This window comes from Kaistia algarum (assembly GCF_026343945.1).
Taxonomy (GTDB): domain Bacteria; phylum Pseudomonadota; class Alphaproteobacteria; order Rhizobiales; family Kaistiaceae; genus Kaistia; species Kaistia algarum.
Window position 1 is genome coordinate 662,320 of sequence record NZ_JAPKNJ010000003.1, and the last position, 20,008, is coordinate 682,327.

The window sequence follows — 20,008 nt, forward strand, 5'->3', positions numbered from 1 at the left end:
AATCGAGGCGTTTGCCACGATTTTCGGCAGTGCTTTAGCCGCCTTGGCCGTCGAGGGCGGCGCGAAGGGAGAGGAGATCGCGCCAGACGAGACGCTTCTGCAGCGGCTGGCGCAGCAAATAGGCCGGATGCAGCGTGGCCATGGCACGAATCGACCGCTTGCCAGTGTCATAGCTGTGCCATTGGCCGCGGAGGCGCAGAATGCCTTCCGTGGTGGCGAGCAGTTCCTTCGCCGCCGCTCCGCCGAGGCAGATGAGAAAATCGGGATCGGCGAGTTCGATCTGGCGCTCGATGAAGGGCCGGCAGATCGCCGTTTCCTGTGGGGTCGGCGTGCGGTTGCCGGGCGGGCGCCAGGGCACCACATTGGCGATGTAGACATCGTCGCGTGACAGTCCGATCGCAGCCAGCATGCGGTCCAGCAACTGGCCGGAACGGCCGACGAAGGGAACGCCCTGCAGATCCTCCTCGCGGCCCGGCGCCTCGCCGACCAGCATGACGCGGCCGGCAGGGTTGCCGTCGGAAAAGACGAGCGATTTGGCGGTCAACTTCAACGCGCAGCCTTCGAAGCCGGTTAGCGCCTCGCGCAGCGCTTCCAATGTCGGGGCTGCGTGCGCCAGCGCACGGGCGGCGCGATGGCCCAGTTCGGGATCGGGTGGCGCTTCGGCCGCCTGAAGCGTGACCGGGCGGGTAAGCTCGGCCGGTGCTGCCGCGGGTGGCTGCGCCATCGGGCGAGGTGGCGCCAGCCGGTCGGTCGGCTCTTCCTCCACGGCCACGTCGACGCCATTGGCGACGTACCATTCGAGAAGCGCTGCGATCGCGTCGCGCGGCATGGGGGAAGTATCGGGGGACATCGGCGTTGTTGTCACTCGGGCCACACGCCCTATCTCGATCCTAACGCCCTGCCGAACGAATGACAAAACAGGAACAGCCCGTGAAATCCCGATTGTCCCCGTTCCTGGCGCTCCTGGCCCTTATCCCTTTGCCCGCTGCCGCCGATGTCCTAACCGGAACCGCCGCTTTTGGAGATTGGGGCGCCGATCGGCCCGGCGTCGAACGGTGGATCCGTCCACAGGATCTTCCCTTGCCGATGGCGACGCAGTCGGTCGCCGTGACCGCGAACGTCGTCAAGCGTCCCACGGGCGGGAAGCCGCGCGTCCCGCCGGGTTTCGACGTGACGCTGGCCGCCGAAGGGCTTGCTGGTCCGCGCACGCTCCGGACGGCACCGAACGGCGATATCTTCGTCGCCGAGACACGTGGCGGGAAGGTCAGCGTGCTGGTCTTCGGGGCTGATGGCAAAGCGACGCACGAGGCTTTCGCGAGCGGCCTGAACCGGCCCTATGGCCTCGCCTTCTACCCGCCCGGCCCCAATCCCAACTATCTCTACGTCGCCGAGACCAACCGCGTCATCCGTTTCCCCTACCGCGCAGGGGACCGGGTTGCGTCCGGGGAACCCGAAGTCATCGTTTCCGGCCTGCCCACCGGAGGCCATTCGACGCGCGATATCGCCTTCTCGCCGGACGGCAAGCAACTCTTCATCGCCGTCGGATCCTTGTCCAATGCCGGCGACGGAGTCTCGGGCGAGCCGCCCGGAGGCATTGCCGCGTTCGAGCGGAAATTTGGCGTGGGCGCAGCCTGGGGCAAGGAAACCGGGCGGGCTAGCGTGCTGACGGCCGATCCCGACGGCAAGAATCTACGCCATTTCGCCAATGGCATCCGCAATTGCTCGGGCGTTTCCATCCAGCCGGCGACCGGCGCGCTCTGGTGCGCGACCAATGAGCGGGATGGCCTCGGCGACAATCTGCCGCCCGATTTCGTCACTCGCGTTGAGGATGGGGCCTTCTACGGCTGGCCGTGGTTCTATACCGGAGCCAATGTCGACCCACGCCATAAAGGCGAGCGAGGCGATCTCGCCGGCAAGGCGACCACACCCGATGTGCTGATCCAGCCGCACTCCGCGCCGCTCGGCCTCGCCTTCTACGAGGGCGATTCCTTTCCGGCCGAATATCGTGGCGACGCCTTCCTCGCCTTGCATGGGTCGTGGAACCGCAGCGGACCCACCGGCTACAAGGTCGTGCGCGTCCGCTTCGAGGATGGCAAGCCGACCGGCGCCTACGAGGATTTCATGACCGGCTTCGTCCTGTCGCAAAAGGCGGTGTGGGGCCGGCCCGTCGGCGTCACAGTCGGCAAGGACGGAGCGCTCTATGTTTCGGAGGATGCCGGGGGCTCAATCTGGCGGGTCCAGCCGCTGCCTTGAGCCGCTATGCTCTCGATCGCGGGTCTCGGACGCTGACGAGTGGCGGATAACGCCGAAACGTGCCGCCCAGTGATAGTTTTGTGACAGGAACGGGCTGCGATCGTTGCATGCTGCGTAGGGCTCTTCTAAAGAGGCGACATCCGAACGAGCGAGCCATTGATGACCGAGCATCCGGATCTTCCCCAACGCGAGGCGATGGAGTTCGACGTCGTGATCGTCGGCGCCGGGCCCTCGGGTCTGGCCGCCGCCATCCGGCTGAAGCAGCTCGATCCCGATATTTCCGTGGTCGTCGTCGAGAAGGGCTCCGAGGTCGGGGCGCATATCCTGTCGGGGGCGGTGATCGACCCCGCGGGTCTGGACGCGCTGCTGCCGGAATGGCGCCGCGAGGACGATGTCCCGGTGAAGACGCCCGTCACCGAAGACCGCTTCCTGTGGCTGGGGCCTGCGGGCGGCGTTCGGCTGCCGAATTTCGTCATGCCGCCGCTGATGTCGAACCATGGAAATTTTGTCGTCTCGCTGGCCAATCTCTGCCGCTGGCTCGCCAGCAAGGCCGAGGCGGTGGGCGTCGATATCTATCCGGGCTTCGCGGCAGCGGAGCTGCTGCGCGACGATACCGGGGCGGTCGTCGGCGTCGCGACCGGCGATATGGGCGTTGGCCGCGACGCGGAGCCGGGGCCGAACTTCCAGCGCGGCATGGAGCTTCGCGGCAAGTACACGCTACTCGGTGAAGGCGCGCGCGGTTCGCTGGCCAAGGAGGCGATCGCCGCCTTTGGCCTTGCCGAGGGGCGGGAACCGCAGAAGTTCGGCATTGGGCTCAAGGAGCTATGGCAGGTCGACCCGTCTCGCCACCGGCCGGGCCTTGTCCAGCATTCCTTTGGCTGGCCGCTGGGCAATGGAACGGGCGGCGGCTCGTTTCTCTATCATTTCGAGGACAACCAGGTCGCCGTCGGCTTCGTGGTGCACCTGAACTACCAGAACCCCTATCTCTCACCCTTTGAGGAATTCCAGCGCTTCAAAGCCCATCCGTTGATCGCGCCGGTGTTCGAGGGTGGGCGGCGCATCGCCTATGGCGCGCGGGCAATCACCGAGGGCGGCTGGCAGTCGGTTCCGAAGCTGACCTTTCCCGGCGGCGCGCTGATCGGCTGCTCGGCCGGCTTCGTCAATCTTCCCCGCATTAAGGGCAGCCACAACGCGATTTTCTCCGGCAAGATGGCGGCAGAGCATGTCGCTACCGCGTTGGCCGAGGGCCGGTCGGGCGACGAGATTTCGGGTTTCGAGGAAGGCTGGCGTGGTTCGGCCATCGGCCGCGATCTCAAGCGGGTTCGCAACGTAAAGCCGCTCTGGTCTCGCTTCGGCACGGCGCTGGGCGTCGCGCTCGGCGGCGTCGACATGTGGGCGAACACGTTCGGCCTTTCGCTGTTCGGTACGCTGAAGCACGGAAAGTCCGACGCGGCGGCTACCAAGCCCGCCGCGCAGTTCCGCCCGATCGATTATCCGAAGCCGGATGGCGTGCTGACCTTCGATCGTCTCTCCTCGGTGTTCCTGTCGAACACGAACCATGAGGAAGACCAGCCGGTGCATCTGAAGGTCGTCGATCCGGCCTTGCAGAAATCATCCGAGCACGACGTCTATGCCGGCCTGTCGCAACGCTACTGCCCGGCTGGCGTTTATGAGTGGATCGAGGAGCCGTCAGGACCGCGCTACCAGATCAACGCGCAGAACTGCGTCCACTGCAAGACCTGCGACATCAAGGACCCGAACCAGAACATCGTCTGGACGACGCCGGAAGGGGCAGGCGGACCGAATTATCCGAACATGTGAGGGCGCCGCGCGCCACCGCGATGATTCCGAAGGTCGGAACCTCGAATCGGCTCGCTATGTGAGCAGAAACTCCAGCACAGTCCGATTAAACGCTTCCGGTTGCTCGACATTGGTGAGGTGCGCGGCCTTGCGGATCACCTCTAGCCGGGCGCCATCGATCGTAGCGACCCATTCGCGGGTCTTGTTCGGCTGCACCCCGGGGTCCGAATCGCCGCAGAGTACGAGGGTCGGCACCGGGATCAGTTCCAGATCGTCGCGAAGGTCCATCTCCGCTAGTGCCTCGCAGCAGGCGGCATAGCCGGCATTCGACGTTCCGAGGATCATCGCGCGGATGCGTGCGACCGTCTCCGGGTTGCGGGCGCGGAAATCGTCGGTGAGCCAGCGCCCGACGACAGCGTCGACCAGCGCCTCGACGCCTTCATTGCGTGCCGTATTGGCGCGTCCTTCCCAGACATCGCGAGGCGCGAGGTGGGGGGCAGAGGAAGAAATGACAATCTTTTCAACGTGTTCGGGCGAATTGGCCCCGAGCCACGCCGCTGTCATGCCGCCCTTCGACATGCCGACGATATGGGCGCTCTCGATGTCGAACGCCTCCAGCACGGCGCGGGCGTCGCGGCCGAGCCGGTCGATCGTGTAGGGCATATCCGGGATGTCGGACTGGCCATGGCCGCGATCATCGAAGCGAATAATCCGGAAATGTTCAGAAAAGGCCGGGGTCTGGCCGTCCCACATGGCGTGGTCGCTACCCAGCGCATTCAGGAAGAGAAGGGGTGGCTTTCCGTTGTCCGGCGCGGCCTCCACATAGAGACCAATCCCGTCGTCCATCGTGATCCGTGGCATATGCCCGTTCCCCGTCCTCTTTCCGGCTTTCGCTTCCACTCGTGGATCCAGACCAATCCCACCGAGTTTCCCCCATGTCACCATGGGCGGCGGCCGCGTCAAGCGGTATAAGCGACGATAGCGGCGTGATGGAGCCGTCGTATCTGTCGGGAGCATGGAAACAGGGATGTCGGAAGCGGCCATGCCGGACTCGATCGACGCAGTGATCCGCCTTCTGGCCGAGGGTGGCTATCTGGCTGACCGCTCGCTGGCGACAGTCGTGTTCCTGTCCCTTCGTTTGGGCCGACCTCTGTTTCTCGAAGGTGAGGCGGGCGTTGGCAAGACCGAGATCGCCAAGGTCCTGGCCACGCAGCTCGGGCGAAGACTCGTGCGTCTTCAATGCTATGAGGGGCTCGACGTCGCCTCCGCTGTCTATGAGTGGAACTACGCGGCGCAGATGGTGGAAATCCGGGCCGCCGAGGCTGGCGGACTGGCGGACCGGGACCGGCTGGTCGCCGATGTCTTTTCGGAGCGCTTCTTGATCGAGCGCCCCTTGCTGGCCGCCTTGCGGGACGATGCAGCTGGGCCGCCCGTGCTGTTGATCGACGAACTCGACAGGGCCGACGAGGCGTTCGAGGCCTATCTCCTTGAAATCCTTGCCGATCATCAGGTAACGATCCCCGAGCTTGGTACCATCAAGGCGTCTCGCCCGCCGATCGTCGTCGTCACGACCAATCGAACGCGCGAAATCCATGACGCGCTGAAGCGGCGCTGCCTCTATCATTGGGTCGATTATCCCGACGAGGCGCGCGAACTGGCGATTCTTCGCGCCAAGGTGCCCGGCGCCGGCGAGCGGCTGTCGCGCGAGATCGTCGCCTTTGTGCAGGCGCTGCGGCGGCTGGACCTGTTCAAGAAGCCGGGCGTTGCCGAGGCGATCGACTGGGCGGCGGCGCTGGTGGAGCTCGACCAGATCGCGCTGGAGCCGCGCATGATCGGCGATACGCTGGGCGTTCTCCTTAAATATCAAGATGATATCGCAAGGCTCGATGCGAGCCGTGTGACCGCCTTGCTGCGCGAGACGCAAGCGAGCCTGGAGGCGGCGGCGTGAGCCCGGATGATTCCGGCGCGTTTCTGGCGGACAACATCGTCCGCTTCGGCCGCATGCTGCGCCGGGCAGGATTGCCGGTTGGGCCGGATCGGATCGCCGAAGCGGTCCGCGCGACGGAACTGGTCGGGATCGCCTCGCGGCAAGACTTCAGGGCCGCCCTGGGAGCGACGCTTCTGTCGGGCCATGATCAGGAGGCCGTGTTCGATGTTGCCTTCGGCCTCTTCTGGCGCAGCGGTCATCTGGAGGCGCCCGTTCTCGCCCAGAAGCCGCCATCGTCGAAATCCGGCCCGCTAGCTGAGCCGCCTCTGCCCGGATCGGCGCGCGCTGTATCGGCCCTCTTCGATTTCGCTGACACCGAATCGCCGGAGGAACCGACCGAGCGACAGCTTCGCCTTGCCGTTTCCTCCGCCGAGGCCCTTCGCCGGCGCGACTTTGCCCAGATGAGCGCCGATGAGGTCCGGGAGGTCGAGCGGGTCGTTGCCAGCATGCGGCTTCCCGACGACGAGCGACCGACGCGGCGGCGGGTAGCGGCGCGGCGCGGCGAGATTGATCCGCGCCGAACCTTTCGCCTCGCCCTGCGGAGCGGCGGCGAACTTATCTTGCCGGCTTACCGAAAGCGGGCGGAACGGCCGCCGCCGGTGGTCGCGCTGCTCGATATATCGGGGTCGATGAGCGCCTATAGCCGGATCGTGCTGCATTTCCTGCATGCGCTATCAAGGCATCGTCGGGTCGAGACCTTCCTGTTTGGAACCAGGCTTACCAATGTCAGCCGCCCGCTGCGGCAGCGCGATGCGGATGCGGCGCTGGCCGCCTGCTCGGCTTCGGTCGCCGACTGGTCCGGCGGAACGCGGATCGGCGCGGCGCTGGCCGAGTTCAACCGGCTGTGGTCTCGGCGCGTGCTGGGGCAGGGCGCGATCGTGCTGCTCGTCACCGACGGCCTGGAGCGGGAGGACGTCGAGGCCCTCGCCGCGGAGGCCGACAAGCTGCAACGTTCCTGCCGGCGCCTCGTCTGGCTGAACCCGCTGTTGCGCTATGACGGCTTCCAGGCGAAGGCGCGGGGCATTCGGGCCCTGCTGCCCTATGTCGACGAACTGCGCTCGATCCATTCGCTCGGTTCCGTCGAGGGGCTGGTGCGCGCCCTATCCAACGATAAGTCCGGCGAAGCCGATCCGCGACGTTATCTGGCTGCCGCCTGAGGAGATGATTCTATGACCCTGCTTGGAACTGACGATCGCGACCCGCTGTCGATCGCCGAAGCTTGGCTTGCCGAAGGCAGGGCGGTGGCGCTGGCGACCGTCGTCGAGACCTGGGGCTCGGCGCCGCGTCCGGTCGGCAGCCATCTGGTCGTCGATGGCGAGGGCCGGTTCGAGGGCTCGGTCTCGGGCGGCTGTGTCGAGGGCGCCGTGGTCGGCGAGGCTGCCGAGGTGCTCGCGGAAGGAAAGCCGCGCCTGCTGGAATTCGGTGTGGCCGATGAGACGGCCTGGCGGGTCGGCCTTTCCTGCGGTGGCCGCATCCGGATCTATGTCGAGAGGGTGGGCTGATCGTGGACCGATCGACGCTGGAGAGGCTGAATGCGGTGCGCCGCGACCGCAAGGCGGCTATCCTCGTGACGGATCTGGCGAGCGGGGCGGAACGGCTTGTTGCCGAGGAATCGGCAATGAGCGATCCGCTGGCGCTCGAGCTCTCCGCGCGGTTTCGCTCCGGGCGTTCCGGTCTCCTGGCCGAGCCCGGCCAGGGCGAGGTGTTTCTCACCGTCCACCTGCCGCCGCCGCGCCTCGTCATGATCGGCGCGGTCCATATTTCGCAGGCTCTTGCGCCGATGGCGCGGATCGCCGGCTTCGACATCACCATCATCGATCCGCGCACCGCCTTTGCGACCGAGGAGCGCTTTCCGGATGCGAGGCCGCTGGCCGAGTGGCCGCAAGACGCGCTGGAGACCGCGCCGCTCGACGGCTTCACGGCGCTCGCCGCGCTAACGCATGATCCGAAGATCGACGACATGCCGCTAGCTGCGGCGCTGGCCGCCGGCTGCTTCTATGTCGGGGCGCTTGGCAGCCGCAAGACACATGCAAAGCGTGTCGACCGGTTGCGGGGGATGGGGGTATCGGAAGAAGACGTCGCGCGTATACGCGCTCCGATCGGGCTCGCGATCGGAGCGCAATCGCCGGCCGAGATCGCCGTCTCGATCCTTGCAGAGACGATATCGGCCCTGCGCCAGCGCGGGACGGCGGCGTGAGATTCGGCCCGGTCGATCTCGACGCTTCCGAGGGCGCGTTTCTCGCCCATTCGGTCGACGCAGGGTCGACAAGGCTGCGCAAGGGAACCCGGCTTGGAATAGCCGAGATTGTGAGGCTTCGCGAGGCCGGCGTCCGATCCGTCGTCGTGGCCCATCTCGATCCGGGCGACGTTGCGGAAGACGAGGCCGCCGGCCGACTTGCCGGGGCAATGCAAGGCGCTCTCCTTAAGGCAGCAGCGCCTTTCACCGGCCGCGCCAATCTCCATGCCGATGCCGCCGGCCTCCTCGTCGTCGACCGGCTCGCTGTCGACCGGCTGAACCGCATCGATCCGGCCATCACCCTGGCCACCTTGCCGGAACTTCAGCCCGTCGAAGCTGGGCAACTCGTGGCCACTGTGAAGATCATTCCTTTCGCCGTCTCGGCCGACAGTCTGGCGGCAGCGGAGCGCGCTGTCGGCGGCGGCACGGTGCTCTCTCTCGCGCCGTTCCGCCCCCGAAGGATCGGCTTGGTCGCGACGACGCTGCCATCGCTGAAGACATCGGTGCTTGAGAAGACCAGGCTGCGGCTCGAAGCGCGGCTTTCCGCGGTTGGATCGGTTCTGATCGGCGAGCGTCGCGTCCCGCATGAGGCGGCGGCGGTCGGCGAGGCGTTGCTGGGCTTGGCCGGCGAGGGAGCGGACCTCCTGGTCGTCTTCGGCGCCTCGGCGATGGTTGATGCCGGCGATGTGGTGCCCGCCGGGATCGAGGCAGCCGGTGGGCGGATCGTCCGGCTTGGCATGCCGGTCGATCCGGGCAATCTGCTGGTTCTGGCCGATCTGGGCGGAGTCCCGGTGGTCGGCGCACCAGGCTGCGCCAGGAGCCCGAAGGAGAACGGCTTCGACTGGGTGCTGCGCCGCCTGCTGGCTGGCCTTGAAGTCACCGCGGACGATATTGCCGGGCTCGGCGTCGGCGGCCTGCTGTCGGAGATCGGCACGCGGCCGCAGCCGCGCGAGCGGCCAGCCGAAGCGGGCGGTGTTGCGGCGCTCATCCTGGCGGCCGGGGAGGGGCGGCGTATGGGCGGGCCGACCAAGCAGTTGGCAGAACTAGGCGGCCGAAGCCTCGTTCGCCGTGTCGCGGAGGCCGCCCTGGCAAGCCGCGCCGCCCCGGTGGTTGTCGTGACGGGACATGAGCGGGACGCCGTGGAAGCCGAACTGGCCGGCCTTGATGTGATGCTCGCCTTCAATGCCGACTATCGCGGCGGGCTGTCGACATCCCTGCGCCGAGGTGTCGAAGCGCTTCCTCCCCGTGCATCCGGCGTGCTGGTTCTTCTGGCGGACATGCCCTTCGTCACCCATGCGATGATTGACCGGTTGATCGACAATTTTGGGGCCGACCATCCGCACTCGATCGTCGTGCCGACCCATGGCGGCAAGCGCGGCAATCCGGTGCTATGGCCGCATCGTCATTTCGCTGCGCTTCGGGCAATCGAGGGGGATACCGGCGCGCGGCACCTTATTGCGGACAAAGCCGACGAGATTGTCGAGGTCGAGATCGGCGAGGCCGCGGCGCTCGATCTCGACACACCCGCGGCTCTGGCCAACGTCGGCGGGACGATCGGCCGCTGACAGATAGCGGGCATCGTCGCGGCGCATCACGGATGCTGCGTTGCAGCATTGACGGGCGCCCCGATGCAGGGATTATGGGCTGGATATTTCACCGTCCCCTTTCCCGTTTTGATTGTCCCAATGAGCGGCGCAGCCTTCGCCCTGGTCGTCAACATGTTGCTGGCCGTTCTGGTCGCGGCGACATTTCTCGTGCTCGCGCGAACGGCGGCCTCTCCCGGCGTCCGATGGTTCGGGTTGAGCTATGCCATCGGGGCGGGGACACCGCTCAGCGAATTGCTGGTGCGCCTGTCGCCGGTTCCCGAGCCCTTCATATTCCTGAGCTTTGCCACTTTCTCGCTTGCCTTCCACGTCATGGCAGCAGGGCTCTCGCGCTACTATCACGTCCCGTTGGCCCGATGGTTCCTGCCGGCCTCCTTCGCGGCATCGCTGGGCGTGAGGCTGCTGATGTGGCGGGCGCCGCGCGGCGTCTTCGTCTATGAATTTGCCTATCAACTCGCATTTACGTTCGCGCTGATGATCTGCACCACGATCCTCCTGATCGGTGCGCCGCGCCGGTGGCTCGACCGGTTGCTGACTTTCACTTTCGCACTGACGGCGATGCATTTCCTGGTGAAACCGTTCCTCTCCGTAATAGTTGGCGCGGGCCCGACGGCGCGGGACTACATCGACAGCCGATATGCGCTGATTTCACAGTCCGTCACGGCGGTCGCCCTGATCGCTACGGCGCTGTCGCTGGTTCTCGTCGTTGTCAGGAACATTCTGGAGGCAGCCGGCCGCCAGGCGGATATCGATGAATTGTCGGGTCTTGCTAACCGACGCGCCTTTGACCGGGATGCGAGCGCCGTGCTCGCTCGCCTTGGCCAGGGCGAACCACCCTGTGCTGCGCTGATGTTCGATCTTGATCATTTCAAGTCGATCAACGACAGCCACGGCCATGCGGCTGGCGACGACGTGATCCAGGCCTTTGCGAAAGTCCTGCGCGAGATCATGCCGCGGGATGCGATCATCGGGCGCATGGGCGGCGAGGAATTCGCGGTGCTGCTCCAGGGTTCGGACGACTTAGTGGCCAAAACGATGGTGCAGCGGGTCCGCTCGCACTTTGGCGCCATGTCGTTTACCGGCTCTGACGGCCCGTTCCGGGCGAGCGCCAGCTGCGGGCTCGCGGTCCCCGAGCCAGGCGAAACGCTGCACAGCCTGATGATACGCTGCGACCGCGCCCTCTACCGCGCCAAGGCCGAAGGCCGCGACCGCCTCGTTGTGGCGAGGTAAGCCGGATTGTCCGTGATTGCCGCTTTTGGCAGCACTCAGCCGGCTTTGCTGCTAATCCTTTGATACAACGAGACAATCGCTGAAATCGCACTTGAAATCAATGCTGCGCTGCGGGACGATTTCATGCGTCCCGAGGGGACGGACCCGATCGCAATGCCGAGGTGCTCATGGCTTCATCCCTGCTGCGTCAGCTTTCCGGATACGGTCTTACCACTGCCGAGATCCTCTACCGCCTGCCGGATCATCCCAGCATGCTGCAGAGCTTCGTCTGGCAGGAATATGATCTCGCGCCGCAATTTCCGGAGCTCAACCGCTTCCTCGCCTTCTGGAAGCGCGAGATCGAGGGTCCGCTCCATTCGGTGAAGATCGCCCATCAAAGGCTCATCGGCGCCGCCGAGGTGCGGATGGCGCAGGCGGAGTTCGCGCTGAACTGAGAAGCGTCCTCAATCCCGGCCGTAGGGCGGGGGAGGGATGGCCTGGTGGGCGGCGCGCAGTGCCGCCGACCAACGCTCGCGCAAATCGAGGAAATATTCATCGTTGCGGTCGATCCGGTGCGAGATCTCGACCGCGATCGCATCCCGCCGAATGGTGGCGACGTCCACGGGCATGCCGACACCGAGATTGGAGCGGATTGTCGAATCCATCGAGACGAGGCCGAGCTTCATTGCCTCCTGCAAGCCGGTCTCGCTGGTGACGGCGCGATCGAGAATCGGCTTGCCATATTTGTGCTCGCCGATCTGAAGATAGGGCGTGTCGGCGGTCGCCTCGATGAAATTGCCGGCCGAATAGACCATGAACAGCCGCAGACGGCCGCCCTTGACCTGTCCGCCCAGCAGCATGGTGACATCGAAGCTCGCCGCCTGCTGCTCCATGGATTTTCCGTGGATGCGATAGACCTCGCGGATCGCGCGGCCCACGAATTGCGCCACCTTGAACATGGTCGGGATCGTGAAGATCGTCTCGATCTCGCCGGTATCGGGATCGCGGATCCCTTCCGTCAGCACATTCAGCACCGACTGGCTCACCGCGAGATTGCCGGCGGTTGCGATAGCGATGACGCGCTCACCTTCCGTCTGGAAGAGGTGGAGCTTGCGGAAGGTCGCGATGTTGTCGAGGCCGGCGTTGGTACGCGTGTCGGCGATCATCACGAGACCCTCGCGCACGAGAATCCCAACGCAATAGGTCATGTGGGTACCTTCCCCTGGGCCGACGGCGGATTGTCGGGACAAAGGGTACGAGTCGCAAGGCTAAAGGAGACGCAGTCCCCTACCTCTTTGCCGCACGGGCTTCCGTGACACGGATCGAGACCTTCGGCGGCGCCATTCCGTCGCCATAGGCGGCGCCGCGCACTGGCGCGGCCGCGACGCGGTCCAGCCCGATGGCGAGGCGGACATAGCGATCGGTCGGGCAGAGATTCATCGAGGCGTCGAAGCCGAGCCAGCCGACGCCCTCGACGAAGGCTTCGGCCCAGCCATGCTCGGCGACCGCCGGCTCCGCCTCTTCCGGCCAATGAAGATAGCCGCTGGCATAGCGGGCAGGGACGCCGAGATGGCGCGCCGCGGCGATGAAGACATGGGCGATGGCGCGCGCGTCGCCCTTGCCCTCGGCGAAGGTTGCGATGGCGCTGTCGTCCTCGGTGTGGCCGACCTCGATCGCGCCGTTCACCGCCTCCATCAGCGAATGCATGCGCGACAGCGGATCGGCGGACGCGCGTTGGCCAAGCTGGGTCGCGAAATCGCGAATGGCCGGGCCGGACAGAGTCGAACTCGTGTCTCGCAGGAAGACGGAGATGGGGAAGCGTTCGGACTGGCCGCGAACCATGCCGGCCATGTCATGGGTCTCTACCTCGCCGAGCGCGGTGATGACCAGGCCGTCGAGTTTGCCCTCGGTGGTGAAGGATTGCAGCACATTGCCGAACGGATCGGTCGTCGTCGACAGGCGGCAGTCGTGATCGACCTCGATGCGCCAGTTGATGACGAACTGGCCGTCATGGCCGCGCGGGGTCAGGCGCAATGTCTGGATCGCGCCGCTTGCCGGCGGATCGTAGACATAGGTCGTTTCGTGAACGATACGGAGGCGCATGAAACCGGTCCGTCAGGCGAGATACTGGTCGGTGATGGCCTGTCCGAGACGCCCGTTCTCGGCAATGAACTCCGTCAGGAATTCGTGCAGTCCCCCCTGGAAGACATCGTCGATGGTCGAGTTCTGCAGCCGATTGCGCGTCGAGCGGGCGACGCGCTGCGCCGGGCCCTGCCTGCCATAGGCAAGCGAAAGCTCGTCGAGATAAGCGCAGATATTGGCGTAACAGGCGGCGAGCGAGCGGGGCAATTGCTCGTTCAGCACGAGCAGGTCCGCCACCAGCCAGGGCTTCAGGCTCTCGCGATACACCCAATGATAGGCGGTATTGGCCGAGACCGAGCGCAGGATCGACGACCACTGGAAGAAGTCGAGCCCGCCGCCGACGCTCTCATGCTCGGGCAGCAGGAGGTGATATTTGACGTCGAGGATGCGCGCCGTGTTGTCGGCCCGCTCGGTGAAGGCGCCGAGGCCGGAGAAGAAATAGACGTCGTTGCGCAACATCGTGCGGTTGGCGGAGCCGTCGAAGCGCAGCGAGGCCTCCTTCACATAGGTGAGGAAGTCGTTAAGCTGCAGGCGGTTGTGCGTGACGCCGTCGAAGCGCTTCAGTCCGAGCCAGGCCCCGTTGATCGCGTCCCACATTTCCGTGGTGAGCGCGGTGCGCACCGTGCGCGCGTTGACGCGGGCCCGCTCGAGGCACGAACGGATCGATGACGGGTTCTTCGGCGAGAAGGCGAGAAACTCGACCACGTTCTCCGCCGTCGCCGGCTTGCCGAGCGAGGTGAAGAGGCCGAGCGAGCCGGTCGCTGCGACGGCGGATTCCCACTCGTTCGAGCCACCGGCATAGGAGATCGGCATGGCGGCGAGGCGGTTGGCCGCGTCGACGATGCGGGCGGTATTCTCGGCGCGCTCGACATAGCGCGCGAGCCAGAACAAATTGTCGGCGGTACGGCTCAGCACGGCGATGAACTCCGGAAATTACGCATCGAGCACCCATGTATCCTTGGTGCCGCCGCCCTGGCTCGAATTCACCACCAGCGACCCTTCCTTGAGCGCGACGCGGGTAAGCCCTCCCGGCACGATCCGCACCTTGTCGCCACCTGTCAGAACGAAGGGGCGCAGATCAACATGGCGCGGCGCGATGCCGGATTCGACGAATGTAGGCGAGGTCGAGAGCGCCAGCGTCGGCTGGGCGATGAAATCGTCCGGATCGGCCTTCAGCTTGGCGGCGAATTCGGCGATCGATTTCTTGTCGGCTGCCGGGCCGATCAGCATGCCATAGCCGCCGGAACCGGCCACTTCCTTCACCACCATCTCGGGGAGATGATCGAGAACATATTTCAGCGCGTCGGGTTCGCGGCAGCGCCAGGTCGGCACGTTCTTCAGGATCGGCTCCTCGCCGAGATAGAACCGCACGATCTCAGGCATGTAGGAATAGACGGCCTTGTCATCGGCCACGCCCGTTCCGACGGCATTGGAGAGCGTGATGTTGCCGGCACGATAGGCGCTCATCAATCCGGGAACGCCGAGGGCCGAATCGGGTCGGAAAGTCAGCGGATCGAGGAAGTCGTCGTCGAGGCGGCGATAGAGGACATCGACGCGCTTCGGCCCCTCGGTCGTGCGCATGTAGACGACATTGTCGCGCACCTGCAGGTCGCGTCCCTCGACCAACTCGATGCCGAGCTTGTCGGCCAGGAACGAGTGCTCGTAGAAGGCGCTGTTGTAGGGCCCGGGGGTGAGCAAAGCGACTGTCGGATCGGCGGGGGCCGAGCGCGGCGCCACGGATTTCAGCGTCGCGAGCAGAGCATCGGGATAATTCTCGACCGGCTCGATGCGCTGTTCGGCGAAGAGGTCGGGGAACAGCCGCATCATGACTTCGCGGTTCTCCAGCATGTAGGAGACGCCGGAAGGCGTGCGGGCGTTGTCCTCCAGAACGTAGAACGTATCTGGGTCGATGCGGACGATGTCGATGCCGGCGATCATGACATAGATGTCGTGGGCGAGCTTCAGCCCTGCCATCTCGGGGCGATAATAGGGATTCCGATAGATCAGGTCCTCCGGCACGATACCGGCGCGCAGGATCTCGCCCTTCGAATAGATATCGGCGAGGAAGGCGTTCAGCGCCTTAGTCCGCTGCTCTAGCCCACGAGCGAGGATCGTCCATTCGGGTTTGGTCAGGATGCGCGGAATGATATCGAACGGGATCAGCCGCTCCTCGCCCGCCTCGTCGCCATAGACGTTGAAGGTGATACCAACCCTGCGAAACAGGAGCTCGGCCTCGGCGCGCCGCGTGGCGAGAAGATCGGGCGGCGTCGAATCGAGCCAACGTTTCAGCACCTCGTAACCCGGCCGGCAGCCATCGCTGCTTGCACCCATCTCATCGAAGGCAACGACCATCAGCGCGCGATCTCCGTCTCGTCTCCAGGCCTTCCCGGCAAGCCGCATGCCAACGGCGCTATCGGTAGGCTTTTCGTCAACCGCGAAGCAGCCAACGGGATCCATTGCATATGAGCCGGGCAGAATTGGCTAGAGGCAATCGAAGAAATCACACGGCACGGAGTGACGCGGCGCGAAAGGCGGCAATTGCTTAAGGATTGGGCGGATGGCATGCCGCTTCCGGCCAAGGCTTCGACGGCGATCGATAGGATGTGGATGCAGTAACCTGCGGACGGAGCAACCGGTCTTCACATTGAGATCGGAAGCTACGACCGGGATTGCCAATCCTGACTGAATGAGCCTTCGTGCCGGAAGGCGCCCGCTTCTACGAGGCTTGAACAAGCGATCCGGTTTGCGATGGCGCCGACGGTCGTCCGCGACACACACAGATTTCAAAATGCGTCAGTGTAGCCGTCGGATGCTCACACCGTTCGCTCGACCGGCGGCGTAGCGGACCCGTGCGGTCGAAGAACTCGAGAGAGCGCAACGTAGATTGCGTCCTGTCGTCCAACGTGGCTCTCATCGCCATCGACGTACCATAGCCGGTCGATGGGCAAAGAGAAGAACGTATCGATTCAGTATTAACTAGTAGTTTATCAGAAAAAATTCGTATCGGAATAAATAATAATAGTAATATTTTAATATTAATCGTATGACGTAGAAAACTATAACCTAGGGAGTGTGAAATATTTCGTTAACAGCCGCTATTTCACCCTAGCCAAGACGGCGCGTGCCCTCGTCCATCCGGTTCAAGTAGTCCAGTCTCCGGCTTCGGCAGCGCGCGTCGAGAGCCTCGAATTTCCGCTTGGCGGGGCTGGCGTTGCCCCTTGCAGATATGCGAATCTGCGCTGCCGGACCCTATATTGGGTCAGGGGAAATCAAGGCAGGGAACACAATCGATGACTTCGGTGAATGAGGTGGTCGCCGGCGAAAGCGGCGTGATTTCCGTCGATTACCGTGACCCTAACGCGCCGGCGCTGTTTGCGCAGTCGCTGCGTCAGTCGGGCTTTGGCGTGGTCCGCAACCACCCCATTCCGCAAGATCTGGTCGAGGAAATCTACGCCGAGTGGCTCGCCTTCTTCGACAGCGACGACAAGTTCAAATATCTCGTCGGCGAGAAGCATGACGGCTATTTCCCGCCGCATCAGGCGGAGACCGCGAAGACCGGCAAGAAGCGCGACCTCAAGGAGTATTTCCACATCTATGCCTGGGGGCGCTACCCGGACGAGGTCTCCGACGCGGCGCGCCGCTATTCCGATCTCGCCGGTGCGCTGGCTTCCGAATTGCTGGGGTGGGTCCAGGACAACACGCCGGACGAGGTCAAGGCGCGCTTTTCGGTGCCGCTGCCGGAGATGGTTCGCGGCAGCTCCGGCTCGCTATTCCGCATCCTGCGATATCCGCCGCTGACGGGCGAGGAGGACGCGGACGCGGTTCGGGCCCATGCGCACGAGGACATCAATCTCTTGACCATCCTACCCTCTGCGAACGAGCGTGGGCTGCAATTGGTGAACGCCAACGGCGAATGGGTCGACGTGCCGTTCGATTTCGGAACGCTGGTGATCAACACCGGCGACATGCTTCAGGAAGCGTCCGGTGGCTATTACCGCTCGACGACTCACCGGGTCGTCAATCCGACGGGCGACGCTGCGAAGCGCTCGCGCATCTCGATCCCGATGTTCCAGCAGCCGCGACCCGACGTCGTTCTTTCTGAACGCCATACGGCGGGCAGCTATCTGGCCGAAAGGCTGGCGGAATTGTCGCGGAACAACAAGTAGCCACCAGATCCAGCAACGCTTCCTGCGCCTAAGACCTGCGCGCCACAAGTCCCTTCATGATGCCGACGTGAACCAGATCTTCGGCGGGAACGAGCAGCAGCTCGTCCGGTCCATATTCGTCGGCCTCTTCCAACAGCTCTTCGGAGAGGCCCTTGGCCAGCAGGAAGTCGCGATAGCGCAGCCTCGCCTGCTCGGCCGCATAGATACTGGTCTCGGACTGGTCATCCGTCAGCGCGTAGATCGCATGGAGGCCGAGGTTCAGCCCTTCCTCGGCATAGGCTTCGGGGGAGGCGACCGCGAGGATGATGCAGGCGCTCGCACATGTCTCCCGGACGATCACGGTAAGGCCACGTTGGCGAATGATATCCGCGACGGCAAGCGCCTCGTCGACCAGGCCGCCATCGCTGGTGATCTCGATGGCGCGAAGAGGCCCCGACGCCTTCTCGACCTCAAGGATCGCGTCGGTGAGACCTGGGGTGATGTTGCCGCGGATGGCGAGGACGCCGGTAGCGGCTTCATACCGCAGTTCGAAAGGGTCCATGGCCGCAATGGCGCTAGCCTCGTCCAAGGCCAACGGCAGCCGACGGACACTTGCCCCTGCCCCGATTCCCTCGGAAATGAGCAACAGGACCGCGACGGCAAGCAGCGCGCCCGCCCCTGCGGGACGACCCATCCGCCGGAATAGCCGCGCGATCGTCAGCGTCGCAAAGATGGCAACAGCCAGCAACAGGGCGCGGCCCGCGACAAACGCGATCGGGCCTGCATGTGCGGCGTCGTACTCGACGTAGATCGCATCGAGCGACAAGCTCAGGAAGTTGAGCGACAAGTCGGCCAGAGCCGTGATCACGACAACGACGAAGAGGGCGAGCATTGCTATCGTCGACCGCACGCCGGTCGGTCGGATCGGCGTCTCCGGCGCTTCCGCGCTCGTCCGGTGGTCTGCATGCTCCTCGATCATCGGTGGCTCCGGAACCACGCCAGAGCGGCGACGTAGATGGCAATTGCCAGACAGATCGCGCAGACAAACATCGCATCTTGCAGAGCCCCGCTCGGCCGGGCGAGGACGACGATGCCGTATTCGTCCCAGCGCATGGTGCCGCGCTTCTTCACTCGCCGGAGCGCCAGTACGCCGCAGATTATGAACAGCAGCGGGATCGCAAGGCAGAGGCCGCGGAGATAGACATCAAGTTCTCGTTCGAGGGCTCGGATCGGGCCAATCGGCCGCAGATCCTCATCGCAGATCCGGATGCCGCAGAGCCATTTGCCGAGCGAGAAACCGCTCCATCCGATGATCAAGGCGCCGATCGGCACCGCGATCAAGGCCTGGGCCATTGCACCAAGAATCCACCCGCCTCTGCTATTCAAAAGGCCGACCAGCCTTTCGGCGGTGACTGGCAGGAACGAAAAGAGACCGTAGGACAGAAGGAAGATGCCGATATAACCGTGGATCTGCAAATCGATGTATCGGGCCACGAACCTTCGGGACGCAGAGCGATTGCCGCTGGTCCAGCCGCGATGCACCCGAATATTTGCCGGCGGTGAGACCTCTAATGCGGCGGGGGGCGGATTGGAGGCCAGTTCCCCGATCACGTCACGAAGACGCCGACGTTCAGGCTCGCCGTCGCGCCAGACCATCGTATCGGCATCGATTGAAAAGGTGAGCGCCATACGGCGCAGTTGCGGAAAATTCATCGGTCCGGCGACCGAGCCGCGATTGTCGAAGTACCAGTCGCCGTCTGTCATGAATCATGCCCCCCGCCTGCAATCTTGGCGGGAATTCGCGCCTCGCGAAAGACCGAGCAGTGCTTTTCCGGCGGGCACGGCCGATTCTTCAGATCAGCTTCAATCCCTTGAAGCTGGCATGGCCGTTGCGGCCGACGATGATGTGGTCGTGGACGGCGATGCCGAGCGGGGTTGCGATGTCGACGATGGTCTTGGTCATCTGGATGTCGGCGCGCGAGGGGGTCGGGTCGCCTGAGGGATGGTTATGGACGAGTACGATGGCGGTCGAGGACAGTTCGAGCGCGCGCTTCACCACTTCGCGCGGATAGACGGGGGTGCGGCCGGCCTCGTCTCTTGCTGGCGGAACGAGAAGAACTTGTGACCCAGGAAGCTCGGCACCGTGCAGGCGCCGAGACCTGCAAGGTGGGCGATGACGCCCGAATAGGCCTGGATGTCCAGCGCCGGGAGGACGATGCGATAGAACCAGGAACTCATGCCCGTGGCGATCGCCAACGACATCAGATTTACCAGCGTGAACCGCGCCAGTTCGTCCCATACTGATCGTTGGGTTTCAGGGAAGATGAGCAGACGGTTGAGCGCGAAGGAAAATATCATTCCGACAATATGCGCGACCACCACCGAAGCCTCGAAGGGCAGGATTTGGTTCGCGGCGTAGCGCGCCAACAGCGACAGGCCAGCAGAGGCGATGCCTATGCTGACGAAACCTGCGAACTGACCGGTAGGCAAATTCGACGCCACGATTGTGCGCGACTCCTGAATAAAGAGCCGCGTACGGCTTTCGAACCATGACCAGTAGTCCGGGCGAGCCTTGACAGGCGTGCGTCGCCCTTTTGGGGCCATGAAACGGAGGCCCCTGCAGAGCAACGTT

Annotated in this window: 19 protein-coding genes and 1 pseudogene; 10 read left to right on the forward strand and 10 right to left on the reverse strand. The window is 64.5% G+C overall.

The window, feature by feature from the left end:
* Nucleotides 1-34: 34 nt before the first annotated feature.
* Nucleotides 35-829 carry a uracil-DNA glycosylase gene (locus tag OSH05_RS21390; RefSeq protein ID WP_407660438.1) on the reverse strand — a complete coding sequence of 265 codons (795 nt, stop codon included), beginning with the start codon at nt 827-829 and terminating at the stop codon, nt 35-37.
* Between the two features lie 80 nt (nt 830-909).
* On the opposite strand from OSH05_RS21390, the gene OSH05_RS21395 reads away from it, so the two are divergent.
* Together OSH05_RS21395 and OSH05_RS21400 are read left to right on the forward strand one after the other, a co-directional pair.
* Complete coding sequence (locus tag OSH05_RS21395; protein ID WP_104220879.1) at nt 910-2,253, forward strand: PQQ-dependent sugar dehydrogenase; 1,344 nt, start codon at nt 910-912, stop codon at nt 2,251-2,253.
* 159 nt (nt 2,254-2,412) lie between these two features.
* Nucleotides 2,413-4,074 carry an electron transfer flavoprotein-ubiquinone oxidoreductase gene (locus OSH05_RS21400; protein ID WP_104220880.1) on the forward strand — a complete coding sequence of 554 codons (1,662 nt, stop codon included), beginning with the start codon at nt 2,413-2,415 and terminating at the stop codon, nt 4,072-4,074.
* A 54-nt stretch (nt 4,075-4,128) separates the two neighbouring features.
* Here OSH05_RS21400 and pcaD read toward each other — a convergent pair whose 3' ends face one another.
* Complete coding sequence (gene pcaD / locus OSH05_RS21405) at nt 4,129-5,097, reverse strand: 3-oxoadipate enol-lactonase (RefSeq protein ID WP_104220881.1); 969 nt, start codon at nt 5,095-5,097, stop codon at nt 4,129-4,131.
* Between pcaD and OSH05_RS21410 the strand changes: the two genes are divergently transcribed.
* From OSH05_RS21410 to OSH05_RS21440, 7 genes are all read left to right on the forward strand, one after another.
* Nucleotides 5,081-6,001, forward strand: a complete 921-nt coding sequence (locus tag OSH05_RS21410; RefSeq protein ID WP_104220882.1) for an AAA family ATPase — start codon at nt 5,081-5,083, stop codon at nt 5,999-6,001. The genes pcaD and OSH05_RS21410 overlap by 17 nt on opposite strands.
* Nucleotides 5,998-7,197, forward strand: a complete 1,200-nt coding sequence (locus tag OSH05_RS21415) for a vWA domain-containing protein (protein ID WP_407660439.1) — start codon at nt 5,998-6,000, stop codon at nt 7,195-7,197. The genes OSH05_RS21410 and OSH05_RS21415 overlap by 4 nt, the downstream gene beginning before the upstream one ends.
* 12 nt (nt 7,198-7,209) lie before the next feature.
* The gene (locus tag OSH05_RS21420) at nt 7,210-7,542 is read left to right on the forward strand and encodes an XdhC family protein (RefSeq protein WP_104220883.1); all 333 of its coding nucleotides are present in this window, start codon (nt 7,210-7,212) and stop codon (nt 7,540-7,542) included.
* 2 nt (nt 7,543-7,544) lie between these two features.
* A complete protein-coding gene (locus tag OSH05_RS21425) occupies nt 7,545-8,237 on the forward strand; it encodes an XdhC family protein (RefSeq protein ID WP_104220884.1) in 693 nt (230 codons plus the stop codon).
* Nucleotides 8,234-9,841: an NTP transferase domain-containing protein gene (locus tag OSH05_RS21430; protein ID WP_104220885.1), complete on the forward strand. Its 1,608-nt coding sequence runs from the start codon at nt 8,234-8,236 to the stop codon at nt 9,839-9,841. Before OSH05_RS21425 ends, OSH05_RS21430 begins: the two co-directional genes overlap by 4 nt.
* Nucleotides 9,842-9,961: 120 nt before the next feature.
* Nucleotides 9,962-11,110 (forward strand): GGDEF domain-containing protein, encoded by a 1,149-nt coding sequence (locus tag OSH05_RS21435; RefSeq protein ID WP_165801702.1) that lies wholly within the window; start codon nt 9,962-9,964, stop codon nt 11,108-11,110.
* Nucleotides 11,111-11,277: 167 nt separating this feature from the next.
* Nucleotides 11,278-11,544, forward strand: a complete 267-nt coding sequence (locus OSH05_RS21440) for an usg protein (protein WP_104220887.1) — start codon at nt 11,278-11,280, stop codon at nt 11,542-11,544.
* Between the two features lie 9 nt (nt 11,545-11,553).
* On the opposite strand, the gene OSH05_RS21445 is transcribed toward OSH05_RS21440, so the two are convergent.
* The 4 genes from OSH05_RS21445 to OSH05_RS21460 all read right to left on the reverse strand — a co-directional run bounded on the left by OSH05_RS21445 (nt 11,554) and on the right by OSH05_RS21460 (nt 15,583).
* Nucleotides 11,554-12,297, reverse strand: coding sequence for a peptidase (locus OSH05_RS21445; RefSeq protein WP_266352920.1), 744 nt, complete (start codon nt 12,295-12,297; stop codon nt 11,554-11,556).
* Nucleotides 12,298-12,376: 79 nt separating this feature from the next.
* The gene (locus OSH05_RS21450; protein ID WP_104221657.1) at nt 12,377-13,192 is read right to left on the reverse strand and encodes a transglutaminase family protein; all 816 of its coding nucleotides are present in this window, start codon (nt 13,190-13,192) and stop codon (nt 12,377-12,379) included.
* A 12-nt stretch (nt 13,193-13,204) separates the two neighbouring features.
* Nucleotides 13,205-14,146 carry an alpha-E domain-containing protein gene (locus OSH05_RS21455; RefSeq protein ID WP_104221658.1) on the reverse strand — a complete coding sequence of 314 codons (942 nt, stop codon included), beginning with the start codon at nt 14,144-14,146 and terminating at the stop codon, nt 13,205-13,207.
* Nucleotides 14,147-14,164: 18 nt separating this feature from the next.
* Nucleotides 14,165-15,583: a circularly permuted type 2 ATP-grasp protein gene (locus tag OSH05_RS21460; RefSeq protein WP_104221662.1), complete on the reverse strand. Its 1,419-nt coding sequence runs from the start codon at nt 15,581-15,583 to the stop codon at nt 14,165-14,167.
* Nucleotides 15,584-16,521: 938 nt separating this feature from the next.
* Between OSH05_RS21460 and OSH05_RS21465 the strand changes: the two genes are divergently transcribed.
* Entirely contained in the window at nt 16,522-17,397 is an 876-nt protein-coding gene (locus tag OSH05_RS21465) for a 2OG-Fe(II) oxygenase family protein (protein ID WP_104221659.1), read from the forward strand.
* A 28-nt stretch (nt 17,398-17,425) separates the two neighbouring features.
* Here OSH05_RS21465 and OSH05_RS21470 read toward each other — a convergent pair whose 3' ends face one another.
* From OSH05_RS21470 to OSH05_RS21485, 4 genes and pseudogenes are all read right to left on the reverse strand, one after another.
* On the reverse strand, nt 17,426-18,355 hold the full coding sequence (locus OSH05_RS21470) for a hypothetical protein (protein WP_104221660.1): 930 nt from the start codon (nt 18,353-18,355) through the stop codon (nt 17,426-17,428).
* Nucleotides 18,352-19,140 (reverse strand): RDD family protein, encoded by a 789-nt coding sequence (locus tag OSH05_RS21475; protein ID WP_104221661.1) that lies wholly within the window; start codon nt 19,138-19,140, stop codon nt 18,352-18,354. Before OSH05_RS21475 ends, OSH05_RS21470 begins: the two co-directional genes overlap by 4 nt.
* Nucleotides 19,141-19,228: 88 nt before the next feature.
* Nucleotides 19,229-19,456 (reverse strand): annotated as a pseudogene (locus tag OSH05_RS21480) (JAB domain-containing protein); the annotation flags it as partial.
* Nucleotides 19,429-19,980, reverse strand: coding sequence for a GtrA family protein (locus OSH05_RS21485; RefSeq protein ID WP_133163189.1), 552 nt, complete (start codon nt 19,978-19,980; stop codon nt 19,429-19,431). The gene OSH05_RS21485 and the pseudogene OSH05_RS21480, both read right to left, overlap by 28 nt.
* Nucleotides 19,981-20,008 lie beyond the last annotated feature (28 nt).

What these genes read in the sequence shown, in the direction of transcription:
- OSH05_RS21390 (WP_407660438.1), bottom strand. Translation starts at nt 829, where the DNA reads ATGCCGCGCGACGCGATCGCAGCGCTTCTCGAATGGTACGTCGCCAAT.
- OSH05_RS21395 (WP_104220879.1), top strand. Translation starts at nt 910, where the DNA reads ATGACAAAACAGGAACAGCCCGTGAAATCCCGATTGTCCCCGTTCCTG.
- OSH05_RS21400 (WP_104220880.1), top strand. Translation starts at nt 2,413, where the DNA reads ATGACCGAGCATCCGGATCTTCCCCAACGCGAGGCGATGGAGTTCGAC.
- OSH05_RS21410 (WP_104220882.1), top strand. Translation starts at nt 5,081, where the DNA reads ATGTCGGAAGCGGCCATGCCGGACTCGATCGACGCAGTGATCCGCCTT.
- pcaD (WP_104220881.1), bottom strand. Translation starts at nt 5,097, where the DNA reads ATGGCCGCTTCCGACATCCCTGTTTCCATGCTCCCGACAGATACGACG.
- OSH05_RS21420 (WP_104220883.1), top strand. Translation starts at nt 7,210, where the DNA reads ATGACCCTGCTTGGAACTGACGATCGCGACCCGCTGTCGATCGCCGAA.
- OSH05_RS21435 (WP_165801702.1), top strand. Translation starts at nt 9,962, where the DNA reads ATGAGCGGCGCAGCCTTCGCCCTGGTCGTCAACATGTTGCTGGCCGTT.
- OSH05_RS21440 (WP_104220887.1), top strand. Translation starts at nt 11,278, where the DNA reads ATGGCTTCATCCCTGCTGCGTCAGCTTTCCGGATACGGTCTTACCACT.
- OSH05_RS21445 (WP_266352920.1), bottom strand. Translation starts at nt 12,297, where the DNA reads ATGACCTATTGCGTTGGGATTCTCGTGCGCGAGGGTCTCGTGATGATC.
- OSH05_RS21450 (WP_104221657.1), bottom strand. Translation starts at nt 13,192, where the DNA reads ATGCGCCTCCGTATCGTTCACGAAACGACCTATGTCTACGATCCGCCG.
- OSH05_RS21460 (WP_104221662.1), bottom strand. Translation starts at nt 15,583, where the DNA reads ATGGTCGTTGCCTTCGATGAGATGGGTGCAAGCAGCGATGGCTGCCGG.
- OSH05_RS21465 (WP_104221659.1), top strand. Translation starts at nt 16,522, where the DNA reads ATGACTTCGGTGAATGAGGTGGTCGCCGGCGAAAGCGGCGTGATTTCC.
- OSH05_RS21470 (WP_104221660.1), bottom strand. Translation starts at nt 18,355, where the DNA reads ATGATCGAGGAGCATGCAGACCACCGGACGAGCGCGGAAGCGCCGGAG.
- OSH05_RS21475 (WP_104221661.1), bottom strand. Translation starts at nt 19,140, where the DNA reads ATGACAGACGGCGACTGGTACTTCGACAATCGCGGCTCGGTCGCCGGA.
- OSH05_RS21485 (WP_133163189.1), bottom strand. Translation starts at nt 19,980, where the DNA reads ATGGCCCCAAAAGGGCGACGCACGCCTGTCAAGGCTCGCCCGGACTAC.